This window comes from Streptomyces sp. Wb2n-11, assembly GCF_001049855.1.
Lineage (GTDB): Bacteria > Actinomycetota > Actinomycetes > Streptomycetales > Streptomycetaceae > Streptomyces > Streptomyces altiplanensis.
Map to the genome: position 1 here is coordinate 6673289 of NZ_CVPB01000001.1, position 13041 is coordinate 6686329.

The 13041-nt window shown below is 73.2% G+C and carries 9 protein-coding genes and 1 pseudogene; 5 read left to right on the forward strand and 5 right to left on the reverse strand.

Annotated features, from left to right (window positions below; genetic code table 11):
- Positions 1 to 121 precede the first annotated feature (121 nt).
- Positions 122 to 2487 (forward strand): annotated as a pseudogene (locus BN1555_RS30535) (hypothetical protein).
- Here BN1555_RS30535 and BN1555_RS30540 read toward each other — a convergent pair.
- The 4 genes from BN1555_RS30540 to BN1555_RS30555 form a co-directional block, all read right to left on the reverse strand.
- The gene (locus BN1555_RS30540) at positions 2457 to 4862 is read right to left on the reverse strand and encodes a right-handed parallel beta-helix repeat-containing protein (RefSeq protein ID WP_093802366.1); all 2406 of its coding nucleotides are present in this window, start codon (positions 4860 to 4862) and stop codon (positions 2457 to 2459) included. The pseudogene BN1555_RS30535 and the gene BN1555_RS30540 sit on opposite strands and share 31 nt — an antisense overlap.
- A gap of 89 nt (positions 4863 to 4951) precedes the next feature.
- On the reverse strand, positions 4952 to 5557 hold the full coding sequence (locus BN1555_RS30545; protein WP_093802367.1) for an Rv1733c family protein: 606 nt from the start codon (positions 5555 to 5557) through the stop codon (positions 4952 to 4954).
- A gap of 80 nt (positions 5558 to 5637) precedes the next feature.
- Entirely contained in the window at positions 5638 to 6474 is an 837-nt protein-coding gene (locus tag BN1555_RS30550; RefSeq protein WP_093802369.1) for an MOSC domain-containing protein, read from the reverse strand.
- Positions 6475 to 6516: 42 nt separating this feature from the next.
- Positions 6517 to 6981 carry a DUF6643 family protein gene (locus tag BN1555_RS30555; RefSeq protein ID WP_093802370.1) on the reverse strand — a complete coding sequence of 155 codons (465 nt, stop codon included), beginning with the start codon at positions 6979 to 6981 and terminating at the stop codon, positions 6517 to 6519.
- 260 nt (positions 6982 to 7241) lie between these two features.
- Here BN1555_RS30555 and BN1555_RS30560 point away from each other — a divergent pair, with 260 nt between their 5' ends.
- On the forward strand, positions 7242 to 8507 hold the full coding sequence (locus BN1555_RS30560; protein WP_093802371.1) for a TerD family protein: 1266 nt from the start codon (positions 7242 to 7244) through the stop codon (positions 8505 to 8507).
- Positions 8508 to 8570: 63 nt separating this feature from the next.
- Here the strand turns inward: BN1555_RS30560 and BN1555_RS30565 are convergent, their stop codons facing one another.
- Positions 8571 to 9755 carry a glycosyltransferase gene (locus tag BN1555_RS30565; protein WP_093802372.1) on the reverse strand — a complete coding sequence of 395 codons (1185 nt, stop codon included), beginning with the start codon at positions 9753 to 9755 and terminating at the stop codon, positions 8571 to 8573.
- A gap of 58 nt (positions 9756 to 9813) precedes the next feature.
- Between BN1555_RS30565 and BN1555_RS30570 the strand changes: the two genes are divergently transcribed.
- The 3 genes from BN1555_RS30570 to lnt all read left to right on the forward strand — a co-directional run bounded on the left by BN1555_RS30570 (position 9814) and on the right by lnt (position 13038).
- Positions 9814 to 10599, forward strand: a complete 786-nt coding sequence (locus BN1555_RS30570; protein WP_176710178.1) for a glutamate racemase — start codon at positions 9814 to 9816, stop codon at positions 10597 to 10599.
- A 63-nt stretch (positions 10600 to 10662) separates the two neighbouring features.
- Positions 10663 to 11208 (forward strand): hypothetical protein, encoded by a 546-nt coding sequence (locus BN1555_RS30575; protein WP_093802373.1) that lies wholly within the window; start codon positions 10663 to 10665, stop codon positions 11206 to 11208.
- 294 nt (positions 11209 to 11502) lie between these two features.
- Positions 11503 to 13038 (forward strand): apolipoprotein N-acyltransferase, encoded by a 1536-nt coding sequence (gene lnt, locus BN1555_RS30580; RefSeq protein ID WP_093802374.1) that lies wholly within the window; start codon positions 11503 to 11505, stop codon positions 13036 to 13038.
- The last annotated feature ends 3 nt before the right edge of the window (positions 13039 to 13041 follow it).

The following is a 13041-nucleotide window of genomic DNA, read 5'->3' on the forward strand; positions in this document are numbered from 1 at the left end:
GATTCGGCGAGACCGGTGCGGCGGCCGCCCGTGATCCGGGATCCTTGGACGCCGCGCCACGCCGCACCGTGCGCGGAAGACGATCCTCCCGATCCTCCCACCACGAGAGCGAGCCACAGAAGTGCCCCGTGTCACACCGACACCGCCTCGCGACGACAGCGGAGCCGCGCTCGAACTCCTGGTCCACGGAGTCGGCGGCACCACCCCCAGGAGATGCTCGGCGACCCGCGTACGGTCCGTGTCACCGGCGACGAGACCGCCGCCGTGTACCGCCGTACCGAGGACGCCGAAGCGGAACTGCGCCCGGGAGATCCGGACGGCGGCCCCCGCGACCGGCCGGTCCCCGAGGCATACGTCTGGTGCAACCTCACCTCCGGCAACGGCGCCCGCGCGCTGTGGCTGCTCCTGCTGCCCTTCATGGTCGCCAACCTCACCCACTGGATGCAGCCCACCACCCGCGGCCTCACCAGGACCGTGCGCATGTACGGCGTGCTCGTGCGGCTCCTGGCCCTCAGCCTCACCGTGCTGCTGATCGCCGCGGCCTGCGAGGTGGCGCTCGACCTCACCGCATGGCAGTGCGCGGGCTCCTCCCGCTGCTCCGGCGACAAGTCGTGGCTCGGCTTCCTGTCTCCCGAGCGGGGCGGCTGGTGGGCCCAGCCGGGCCGGCGCCTCGCCCTGGCCGCCGTCGTGCCCGCCGCGCTGACCGGCCTCCTCTGGTACCTGTCCCACCGCACCTGGAGCGCGTACGAGTCCCAGCGCCCCCTGCCCGCCGGCGCCGAGCACGACCTCGACGAGCCGACGGCCCGCCCCGTCCTCGGCATGCCCGGCTTCTGGTACGGCCGCCGCCTCGTCGCCCGGCTCCGCGCCGCCCACACCGCCGCCGGTTTCCTCACCGTCGCCGCCGCCCTCGCCGTGGCCGGGGCCCGCCACGACCGCCGGGCCTCGGGCCCGCTCCTGGAAGCGACCGGCCGGGCGCTCGAACTGGCCCTGCTCGCGGGGGCCGCCGTGGTGGTCTGGGTGGTCTGCCGCAGGGGCCGCTGCGAAAGCCGCCTCGACCTGAAGCTCGACCGGGCCGCCGTCACCCTGCTGCCCGGCTCCGCGCTCGTCCTGCTGGCCCTGACCGTGCTGTACACCGCCTGGTCCCGCCCCGGCTGGGTCTCCGAGGGCCGGCTCCCCGGCGACCGTGCCTTCGGCATCATCGTCCTGGTCCAGGGCGCGCTGATCGTCGTGCTCGCCGCCGTCGCGCTCACCATGTTCCGGCGGGCGCCCGACGCCCGTACGGTGATGCGCGGACTCGGCGGCCCCGCCGTCGCCATGCTCGCCTGCGCGCTCGGCGGCGTCATGACCGGCGGCGTCGCCCAGCGCGTCGCCGACTGGCTCGACGGAGCGGGCACACCGGGGGAGTCCGGCGGCGTCATCGTGGGCCCCCCCGTGCTGCTGACCTGGCAGGCCTCCGTCATCCCGCCCCTGCTGGTGCTCCTGCTGGTACTCGGCGCCTTCCTCGCCGTGCGCACCCGGCGCGCCCGGCGGGCGATGTCCGACGGGATCGAGGCGGAGTACCCGGACGCCGAACCCGACTCCGTGCGCACCCGCCGCATCGCCCGCACCCGCGCCATGGCCGCGCTCACCGACCGGGCCCCCGCGATCCTCGGGGTCGTCTCGGGCGCCACCCTGCTGCTGGGAGCCGCCGCGCTCGTCGGCGCCTGGACGACCGGGAAGGTGCCGGGCAGGGCCGCGGCGGGCGCCCCCGACTTCGTCGCGTCGGCGGCGCAGGCCGCGCAGGCACTCGGCTCCTGGCTGATCGGCGTCGGCTTCATACTGTTCGTCACCTGGGGCCGCCGCGCCTACCGCGACCCCGCGGCCCGCCGCACCATCGGCATCCTCTGGGACGTCGGCACCTTCTGGCCGCGCGCCGCCCACCCCTTCGCGCCGCCCTGCTACGCCGAGCGGGCCGTCCCCGACCTGACCTGGCGCATGGCCGGCTGGACCGACCGCACCGGCGGGCGGCTCGTCATCTCCGGCCACTCGCAGGGCAGCGTGCTGGCGGCGGCCGCCGTCTGGCAACTGCCGCTGCGCGCCAGGCGCCGGGTGGCGCTGCTCACGTACGGATCACCGCTGGAGCGGCTGTACGGACGCTGGTTCCCGGCGTTCTTCGGCACCGCCTGCCTGGAGGCCCTGAGCGGCGAGGTGCACTGCTGGCGCAACCTGTGGCGCCGTACCGACCCCATCGGCGGCCCGGTACGCGTCAAGGGGGGCGACCGGGGGCCCGAAGTGGACCGGGCCGCGCTCCAGGACCCGCTCGCTTACGGACGCACCAGGGAACAGCCGTTGCCCGCTCCCGTGCTGGGGCATTCCGACTACCAGGCGGATCCCGAGTTCGACCGGGAGAGGGCCGCGCTGCTCGACCGGCTGCCGCCGTCCGCGGTGCCCCGGCAGCGGCCGGACGCCCCGCTGGATCAGGGAAGTTCCGGCAGGTCCTCGGGGTAGAGGAAGGTCAGGTCGTCCGTGTTCATCTCGGTGAGCCGGGCGACCCGTCCCGCGTGCCGCTCCACCATCGACTCGAAGGTCTGGCGCGCGGTGCGGCCGTTGCCGAACGCGGGTCCCTTGGGCAGCGCCGTGAAGTACTTGAGAAGCGCTTCGCCCGTTCCCGTACCGAGCCGGTACTCGTGCTCCTCGGCCTGCTGCTCGACGATCCGCAGCAGCTCATCCGGTTCGTAGTCGGAGAAGGTGATCGTGCGTGAGAAACGGGACGCCACACCGGGGTTGACGTTCAGGAAGCGCTCCATCTCCGCCGTGTACCCGGCGACGATCACGACGACCGCCTCCCGGTGGTCCTCCATCAGCTTCACCAGCGTGTCGATGGCCTCCTTGCCGAAGTCGCGCCCGGAGTCCTCGGGGGACAGCGCGTACGCCTCGTCGATGAACAGCACACCGCCGCGCGCCCGGTCGAACGCCTCCTGGGTACGGATCGCCGTCGAGCCGATGTGCTCGCCCACCAGGTCCACCCGCGACACCTCGACGAGATGACCGCGCTCCAGCACCGCGAGCGAGGCCAGGATCTCGCCGTACAGCCGCGCGACCGTGGTCTTTCCGGTGCCGGGGGAACCGGTGAAGACCAGATGGCGGCGGACCGAGGCGGCCTTGAGCCCGGCCTCCTGACGGCGCCGGCCGATCTCGATCATGTCGGTGAGGGCGCGCACCTCGCGCTTGACGCTCTCCAGGCCCACCAGCGCGTCCAGTTCACCGAGCACCGCCTTCGGCGTACGGACCGGCTCCGCGTCCGCGAGAGGGGCGGCCACGGGCTCTGTGGCGTGCTGTCCGGGGACCGCGCCGAGCAGTCCGGTGGTCTGCGTCGCGGTCAGCGCGGCGGGGACCTCGGGCGCCGGGGCCCGTACGCCGCTCTCGTCGCTGGTGCAGTCCTCGACGAGCGGGCCGTCCTCGGCGAACTCGTAACCGCCGCGCGCGCAGCGCTCCGTGCGGCAGCGGGTCAGCGTCGTACGGCAGCCGTCGATCACGTGGAAGCCGTAGCCGCTGCTTCCCGTCACCCGGCAGCCGTGAAAGGTGCCGCGGCCCTCCGCGGAGACGTAGAAACCCGCTTCGGCGGGCGAGGTGACCGTGCAGCGCTCCACGCGCGGGTCGGCGCCCTTGGTGACGATGACGCCGGTCTGCGCCCCGTCGATGGTGCAGCCGGAGAGCGTTCCGCCACTGCCGTGGTCGCGGAACCACGCGCCGGTCGCCGTCTCGCGGATCCGGCAGTCGTCGAGCTGCGCGGTCGCGCCGTCACTCACCGAGACCGCCGTGTTGCGGACCTGGGACAGGTCACTGTCGACGACATCGACGCGCGAGCCGCGGTCGAGGACGAAGAGCGCGTCGGGGACGTCGTGCACCCGGCAGGCCTCCAGGACGGCGGTCGCGCCGTCGCTGATCCAGACGGCCGGATAGTCGCCCGTACTGTCGTGGATCTCGCACTGGTTGGCGTCCACACGCGTGCCGGGGTCCCAGACGGACAGCCCGTTGCGGCCGAACCGGCGCACCGTGGAGCGGGTGAGCGTGAGGACCGCGCGCGAACGCAGATCGATCGCGTTCTCCGGGATGTCGTGGATGTCGCAGTCGGAGAGCGTCAGCACGGCATCGGTGTCGAGGGTGACGCCGTCGGCCGAAGTGCGGTGCACCGTGCAGTCGGTCAGGTGGGCCGATCCCCGGGCGGCGACCTGCACGCCGCTGCCCTTGACCTCGTACACCTCGCATCCGACGGCCTCCAGGCCGCTGCCCTCGCCGTTCACGGAGAGGCCCGAGCCCGAGGTGTGGTGGATGCGGCAGCGCTCCAGACGCGGGTGCGCGCCGCCGCGCACCGAGACGCCCGACTGGCCGGCCGCTACCACCTCGCACTCCTCGAACAGCCCGCCCGCGCCCTCCAGTACGCCGATGCCGACGCCCGCCGGGTTGTCCACGGTGCAGCGGCGCACGGTCGGCCGGGCCGCGCCGCGCACCTCTATGCCGACGGCGGAGCGGGTCACGATGCGCAGGCCGACGAGTTCGGGGGTGCCGTCCTCGACGAGCAGGGCGGGGGAGGCCGCGTCCTGCCCCTCGACGTGCAGGTCCTGGAGGACGGCGGAGGCGCGCACGGTCAGTGCCACACCGTCCACGGGGGCGATACGGACCGAACCGACCGTTCCCTCGGGGCCGCGCAGGGTCACGGCGCGCTGGACGACGAGGTTCTCCCGGTACGTACCGGGAGCGACGGTGAGCACGTCACCGTCCCCCGCGGCCTCCAGGGCTGCGGCGAGGGAGGCGTATTCGCCTGTGCGGCGCCGCCACCGCGATGTGCCGGTGTGCGTCACCTGGACCGTGCCCTGTGCCATGGCGTTGCTGTGCCCCCACCTTGTGCTGACGATCTGGCCGCTCCACCGTAGCGCGCGGGAGGGCGGCGAGTTGACCGGTCAGCCGTGGTTCAGCTGCCCGTACCCGTCCGTCCCCAGTCGGGACCGGCCTCGGCCCACGCCCGGTCGAGCCGGGTGTACCGGCGCAGCACGAGCCGCCATACGAACAGGCGCCTGCCGCCCTCGAGGAACGCCGCTGTCGCCGCCGCCGCGCCGATGCCCGCGAGGGTGGCGTGGGTGGAGGCCGTGACGCCGTCCATGGGGCGCCCGACCACCTCGCCCTGTTCGTCCGTCCAGACCGGGAAGCGGTCGCCCGGCTGTGCGGCTCGCGGGGAGGTGGACACCGTCCCGGTGCGGCGACTGCCGTCGGGCGCCTTCCAGTTGGCCACCACCCGGGTGTGGGCCGCGCGCTCCGAGGAGACCTCGGGGTCGGCGATGACGGCCGGACCGGGCGCGGCCCGGACGACGAGGGCCGTCGTCCGGTGGCGCTGCTCGTGCTGCACGCGCACCGACTCCCGCAGTGCCGCATGGGTGAGCGTGCCGCACAGCCAGCCCGCGGCGGGCGCGGCGAAGACGATCAGCAGCACGGTGGCGAAGGCCACCCATGCCTCGACGAGATCGGTCGTACGGCACAGCGGATTGCCCCGCCAGCGCCATACACCGGCTGCTGCCCGCACAGTCCCGCACCCCCTTCCCCTTCCGTGCCCGCCCCCTCAACGCGCCTGTCGGCCCGGCGGGTTCCCACGGCCACGAGGTCCTACACGAGGTTCTGCCCGAGGATTCTGACGGGATCACCGACCCGGAGGGTCCCGGTACCTTCCGGCACGAGATTCTGCCCGAAGATCAGCTGGTCGCCCGAGCGGCGGTGCCGGGCGAGCGTACGCAGGGGCTCCTTGCCGCGCTCCGCCGTCCGCTGGTCCGTGGTGGTGACGACACAGCGGCCGCAGGGCTTGGCGACGCGGAAGGTGACCTCGCCGATCGCGATCCGCCGCCAGCCGTCCTCCGCCCAGGGGGCGGTGCCGTCCAGGACGACGTTCGGCCGGAAACGGCTCATCGGGAGTGGTCCCTCGTCGGGGTGGTCGCCCTGCGCGACGAGCGAGTTGAGGGCGTCGAGGGAGGCCAGAGTGGTGACCAGCAGGGGGAAGCCGTCGGCGAAGCTCACGGTCTCGCCGGGCTTCGCGTAGCCGGGGTCGACGGGGCGGCGGCGTGCCGGGTCGTCGAGATGGACAAGACGCACTTCGGTGCCCAGGTAGTCGCTGAACCAGGCGTGTGCCCCCGCGTCCGCCTCGACCGCCTCGACCTTGTCCTTCCAGATGTGCACCACCGTGGTGGCCGCCGGCTCGGGCACGGCGACACTCAGCGCCTCGCGGCCGGGCGCGGACAGCCGTACCCCGCCGCCGGGCAGGAGTTCGGCCCGCGCCAGGGCGAGATGTGGCTGCGGACGCTGCGTGACCACCCTGCCGGCCGGGTCGACCAGCATCCACCTGCGGTCCCCGGCCGGACCCCACGGCTCGACCTTCACTTCGTTCGGCGCACACCCTGCCACCGACTTGACCGGGTAGACATGGACCGCGTGGAGAAGTGAATTCGGCATGCGGCCAATCCTGCCAGCCGGGTCGGACAGTCGTGCGGCCGGTCAGTACCCCCGGCTCTGGTACTGGTGGTTGTACGGGTCGTCGTACGGCGTGGCCGTGGGCACCGGGCGCGGCGCCGCGGGGCGCATGGCCTCGTACCCGGTGGCGGCGGGCTGGCGCGGCTGCTGCTGGTACTGCTGCGGACCCGGGTAACCACGGGGGCCCGTGGCCTGCTGCGGGATGTACGGCGCGGGCGCGTACTGGAGCGGCGCCGGCTGGGGCGCGGCCTGTTGCGGATAGCCGTACGAAGGGGCGGGAGCGTAGTGGGAAGGTGCCGAAGGAAGCGCGGGAAGCGCCGCCGGGAGAGCCGGCAGATAGCTGTTTCCGGTGTCGTACGCGGAAGGCACCCGGATGGGAGCGATCTGGGGCGTACCCCGCTCTGCGACGAGGGAGTCGTAGATCGGGGTGTCCGTGAAGGACGGGGCGGGGGAGTAACCGCCGCCGTAGGTGGCGCGGGGGGAGCTCATGACACCTAAGTTAAGCCGAAGATGTTCTGGTTGGGGAGCCGGATAAGAGGGTTGTTTTACGAGTTGCGAGTGAGGACGGAACCCCAATACGAGCGAACTTGGGAAAAATGGTCGCCGCGCGGTGTCGGGATCATGTAAAGGGTGCATTGGCCATGGGTTACCCGGGGTTGCCAGGTGATCTTCGGGCTGCCGCAGGAGGGCCTGTGGAGCGCAGAGGAATAGGTTGGCCGTACGTAGATCCTCAGACACTCGGACCCGTGATGGGGGCGATCATGTCCATGCTTAAAGGAACCAATGTGCCGGTGCCGGCACAGGCTGTGCGCGTCGAATTGGGATGGCGTTCAGGCCCCGGTGCACCGGACGTCGACGCTTCGGCCCTCCTGCTGGTGTCGGGAAAGGTCCGCTCCGACGCGGACTTCGTCTTCTACAACGAACCCGCCCACGTCTCGGGCGCGGTCCGGCACGAAGGGAAGAGGGCGTCCGGGCACAGCGTGACGGACACGCTCTCCGTCGATCTCGCGCGCGTGGAGGCCGCGGTGGAGACCGTGGTGGTGGCGGCCTCGGCGGACGGCGGCAACTTCGGACAGGTGCCGGGACTGTACGTACGTGTGCTGGACGCCGTGAACGGTACCGAGATCGCGCGTTTCGACAGCCAGGACGCGAGCGTCGAAACGGCTTTCGTCCTCGGTGAGCTCTACCGGCGGCAGGGCGCCTGGAAGTTCCGCGCCGTGGGACAGGGATACGACAGCGGCCTGGAGGGTCTGGCGAGGGACTTCGGCATCAGCGTCGACGAGCCCCAGCAGCAGGCCCCGGCCTCGATCCCGGTCCCGGCCTCGGTCCCGGCTCCGATCGCGGCCCCGGCCCCGGCGGCCCCGCCCTCCGCTCCCGTACGCCTCACCAAAGTCACGCTGACCAAGGAATCCCCGGTCGTCTCCCTCGCCAAGCAGGGCGGTACCACGGGCACGATGCGCGTGAACCTCAACTGGGAGGTGCGCAAGCAGTTCAAGGGATGGGGCGCCAAGCTCGGCAGGGCCATGGCCCTGCACGGCGACCTCGACCTCGACCTGTGCGCCCTCTACGAACTCACCGACGGGCGCAAGGGAGTCGTCCAGGCCCTCGGCAACGCCTTCGGCTCGCTGCACCAGCCGCCGTACATCCACCTGGACGGCGACGACCGCACCGGTTCCGTGAGGACGGGCGAGAACCTGACCATCAACCTCGACCACAAGGACGAGCTCCACCGCGTCATCATCTTCGTCGCCGTCTACGAAGGGGCGCGTTCCTTCGCCGACCTGCACGCCACGGTCACGCTCACACCGCAGCACGGCGCCCCCGTCGACTTCTCGCTCGACGAGTGCACCGTGCCGTCCACGGTCGCCGCGCTCGCCCTCATCACCAACGAGGGCGGCGATCTGACCGTGCGCCGCGAAGCGCGCTACCTCGTACCGGAGCGCGGCGTCAGCCCGCAGCGCACCATCGACCACGCCTACGGGTGGGGCATGAACTGGACGCCCGGAAGGAAGTGACGGTCCCGGAGTCTGCGCGGGTCCCGGCGGCCGGCGAGGCCCGGCGGCAGGCGTGGGGACCGGTCAGCGCTCCGGTGCGGTTTCGGGGCGGGGGTACGTACGCCCCTTCCAGGCCGCGCCCCGCCCCCGGTAGTGCTGCACGGCGGAATCGACGGTCATCAGCAGATAGAGGACCGCGGTGAACGGCAGCGCCGGGGCGAGCCACAGCGGCTGCCGGTAGTAGCGCAGTACAGGAAGGTACGTGGCGGTCATCACCGCCCAGGCCAGGCCGCCGGCCCGGGCCGCCACGCCGTCGACCGACAGCAGACCGGCGCACAGCGTGAGCGGGGGAGCGAGATACACCAGCGCGAGCCCCGCGACCGTTCCCGCGAGCAGCGACGGGCTGTGCCGCAGCTGGGCGTACGCACTGCGGGAGACCATCCGCCACAGATCCCCCAGGCGCGGATACGGGCGCACGCTGTCCACCCGCTCGGCGAGCCCCAGCCAGATCCTGCCCCCACCGCGCTGCACGGCTCCGGCGAGCGACACGTCGTCGATCACCGCCTGCCGGATCGAGTCGGGCACGCGCGCGCGTGCCGCGGCCCCGGTCCGCAGCAGCACACAGCCGCCCGCGGCGGCCGCCGTCCGCGCCCCCGCCCTGTTGACCCACCGGAACGGATAGAGCTGCGCGAAGAAGTAGACGAACGCGGGAACGACCAGCCGCTCCCACCCACTGACGACGCGCAGCCGCGCCATCTGGGAGACCAGGTCGAGACCGTTGGCGCCGGCCGCGGCCACCAGTTCGCGCAGACTGCCCGGGGCGTGTGCGATGTCGGCGTCCGTGAGGAGCAGGTACTCGGGTTCGCTGCCGGGTCCCCGCGCGCGGGCCAGCGCGATGCCGTGCCGCAGGGCCCAGAGCTTTCCGGTCCAGCCCGGCTCCGGGGCGCCGGGTGAGACCACGGTCAGCGGCAGTCCGCCGTGCAGGTCGGCCAGCTCCCGCGCCAGCGCTCCCGTACCGTCCTCGCTGCCGTCGTCGACGAGAAAGACCTCCGCACGTCCCGGATAGTCCTGCGCGAGGAGCGACGGCAGGCTCACGGGCAGTACCTCGGCCTCGTCGCGCGCCGGGACGACGACGGCGACATCCGGCCACCCGTCGGGCTCCTCGCGCCGCGGCAGCCGCTGGTCCGTACGCCAGAAGAAACCCCGGCCCAGCAGCAGCCACACCCACGCGGCCAGTGATCCCACGGCAATCCAGGCAACGGCGCTCATCCGCCGCAGTCTGCCCCACCCCGGAGCCGCCGCGAGGGCGGTCGACTATGGTGACCGGGTGAAGATCGCGCTCATGGACTCGGGAATCGGCCTGCTCGCGGCGGCCGCCGCGGTACGTCGGCTGCGGCCCGACGCCGATCTGGTCCTCTCCTCCGACCCCGACGGCATGCCCTGGGGGCCGCGTACGCCGGCCGATGTCACCGAACACGCGCTCGCCGTGGCGCGGGCCGCCGCCGCACACCGGCCCGACGCGCTGATCGTGGCCTGCAACACCGCTTCCGTGCACGCTCTGCCCGCCCTCCGCGCGGAGCTGGAGCCCGGCATCCCGGTCATCGGCACCGTGCCCGCGATCAAGCCGGCCGCCGCGGGCGGCGGCCCCGTCGCCATCTGGGCCACCCCCGCCACGACCGGCAGCCCCTACCAGCGCGGCCTCATCCGTGAGTTCGCCGACGGTGTCGACGTCACCGAAGTGCCCTGCCCGGGTCTCGCCGACGCTGTGCAGCAGGCCGACGAAGAGGCCGTCGACCGGGCCGTCGCCGCGGCCGCCGCCCTCACCCCCCGCGAGGTGAGGGCCGTCGTCCTGGGCTGCACCCATTACGAACTGGTCGCCGAACGCATCCGTACCGCCGTCCGGCCGCACGGTCTGCCGCCCGTCGTGCTCCACGGATCCGCCGAAGCCGTGGCCGCCCAGGCGCTGCGCCGCATCGGCGCGCAGCCCGCCCCCGCGGCCGCGCCGGGCGCCGGCCTCACCGTGCTGCTCAGCGGCCGGCACTCCGCGCTGCCCGGCCCCGCCCTCGCGTACGCCGAAGGCCGTCTGCTCGACACGGTCGACGCCGCGCGCTGACCACCGCCGGGCCGGGGCCGGTCCGGCGCTGCCCCGAACGCGGAACGTGAGTACGCTGATCGTATGAGTGACCACTCCTCCGGCAAGGCGCGCGGAAAAGAGCCCACTCCCGTGATATGGAGCGGCCGTGCGACCAACCGCGCGCAGTGGCTGCTCGCGGTCGCCGGCGGCGGCTGCCTCGCGCTCGGTATCCAGCTGGCCTTCGGCTCTCCCTGGAGCGTTCCGCTGCTGATGTCGGTCGTGGGCTGCCTGGCGGCCGGCCTGCTCATCCTGTTCGGGACCGTCGCTTTCGTTCATGTGGCGGTCAAGGTCGACAGCGAGACGTTCGAGGTGCGCTGCGGCCACATGGGCCTGCCCCGTCGGCGCATCCCGCTCGCTCATGTGATGGGCGTGGAATTCGATCCGAGCATCACGCCACGGCAGTGGGGCGGCTGGGGCTACCGCTGGCGCCCCGAGAAGGGGATGGCCGTGATCGTCCGCAGGGGCGAGGGAGTCGTCCTGCGCCTCGGTGACGGCCGGATCTTCACGGTGACCGTCGACGACGCGGAAACGGCGGTACGCGTCATCCGCGCGCGCCTGCGCGCCGCCGCGACCAGCAAGACCCCGTAACCGGAGCCCGTAACCGGGGAGGAACCGCCGGGTGGGTTCTACGGCTGACGGCTGCGCGCCCGCGTCTTCGGGCCCACAGCGGCCGCGCCGTCCTCCGCGCAGCCCCCCGTTCCGCCCTCCGCGGTGATGTGTGTACGGGTTGCGCGGGAACGTTGCCTCAGCTGCCGAGGCCGCCCTCTCCGGACCCCGCCCGGCCACCGTAGACTCCGCTGGGTGAGCGCCGCCCCCACCGCCGTGGACCAGCCCGCAGAACAGCTGGCCCCGCACTCCGATGCCCCCTCGCGCGGGAGAAGCATGCTGACCCGGCTCGCGGCCCCCGTGGCCGCCGTACTCTCCGGTCTGCTGCTGTACGCCAGCTTCCCGCCCCGCCCGCTGTGGTGGCTGGTGCTGCCGGGCTTCGCCCTGCTCGGGTGGTGTCTGCACGGGCGGCGGGCCCGGGCCGCCCTCGGTCTCGGCCTCCTCGCCGGTCTCGGCTTCCTGCTGCCGCTGCTCAGCTGGACGGGAGAAGAGGTGGGCCCGGTGCCGTGGCTCGCGCTCGCCGCCGCCGAGGCCCTGTTCGTCGCCGTGTGCTGCGCCGGTATCGCCCTGGTGACCCGGCTGCCGCTCTGGCCGGTGTGGGGCGCCGCCGTGTGGGTCCTCGGCGAGGCGGCACGCGCGCGCGTACCGTTCGGCGGCTTCCCCTGGGGCAAGATCGCCTTCGGCCAGGCGGACAGCGTCTTCCTGCCGCTCGCGGCGGTCGGCGGCACGCCCGTCCTCGGTTTCGCGGTCGTGCTGTGCGGCTTCGGACTCCACGAAGCGCTGCGGCAGCTCCACACGTACCGCTCGACCCGCCGGACACCGCGCGGAGGAGCGGCCCTTGCGGCACTGAGCGTCGTCGTACCGGTCACGGCCGCCCTGGCCGCCCTGCCGCTCGTCGACAACTCCGCGCAGGACGGCACCGCGACGGCCGCCGCGGTCCAGGGCAACGTGCCGCGGCTGGGCCTCGACTTCAACGCCCAGCGCCGCGCGGTGCTGGACAACCACGCACGGCGTACGGAAGAGCTCGCCGAGGACGTCGAGGCCGGCAAGGTGCCCCGGCCCGACTTCGTCCTGTGGCCGGAGAACTCCTCCGACCTCGACCCCTACCGCAACAGCGACGCCCGCACGGTGATCGACCGCGCCGTGCGCGCGATCGGCGCCCCGACGGTCGTCGGAGCGGTGCTCACACCGGACAGGGGCAAGCTGCGCAACACCCTGATCGAGTGGGACCCGGAGCGCGGCCCTGTCGCGACGTACGACAAGCGGCACGTCCAGCCGTTCGGCGAGTACATCCCGATGCGTTCCTTCGTGCGGCTCTTCAGCTCCGACGTCGACCGCGTCCGCAGGGACTTCGGCCCCGGCGACAAGGTGGGCGTCTTCGACCTCGCCGGCACCAAGGTCGGGCTCGCCACCTGCTACGAGGCGGCCTTCGACTGGGCGGTGCGGGACACCGTCACGGGCGGGGCCCAGCTCATCACCGTACCCAGCAACAACGCCACCTTCGGACGCAGCGAGATGACGTACCAGCAGCTCGCGATGTCGCGGGTGCGGGCGGTCGAGCACAGCCGGGCCGTCGTCGTTCCCGTGACCAGCGGGGTCAGTGCCGTCATCCGGCCGGACGGCGAGGTCGTGCGGAAGACGCGGATGTTCACGCCGGACGCCCTGGTCGCCGAGGTGCCGCTGCGCTCCTCGCTGACCCCCGCGACGCGCCTCGGCGCGCTCCCCGAGGGCGTGCTGGTGGTGCTCGCCGGAGCCGGTCTCGGGTGGGCCGTCCTCCGTGGCGTGCGGGCCCGCCGGCGCACGTCGGAGTGAGTC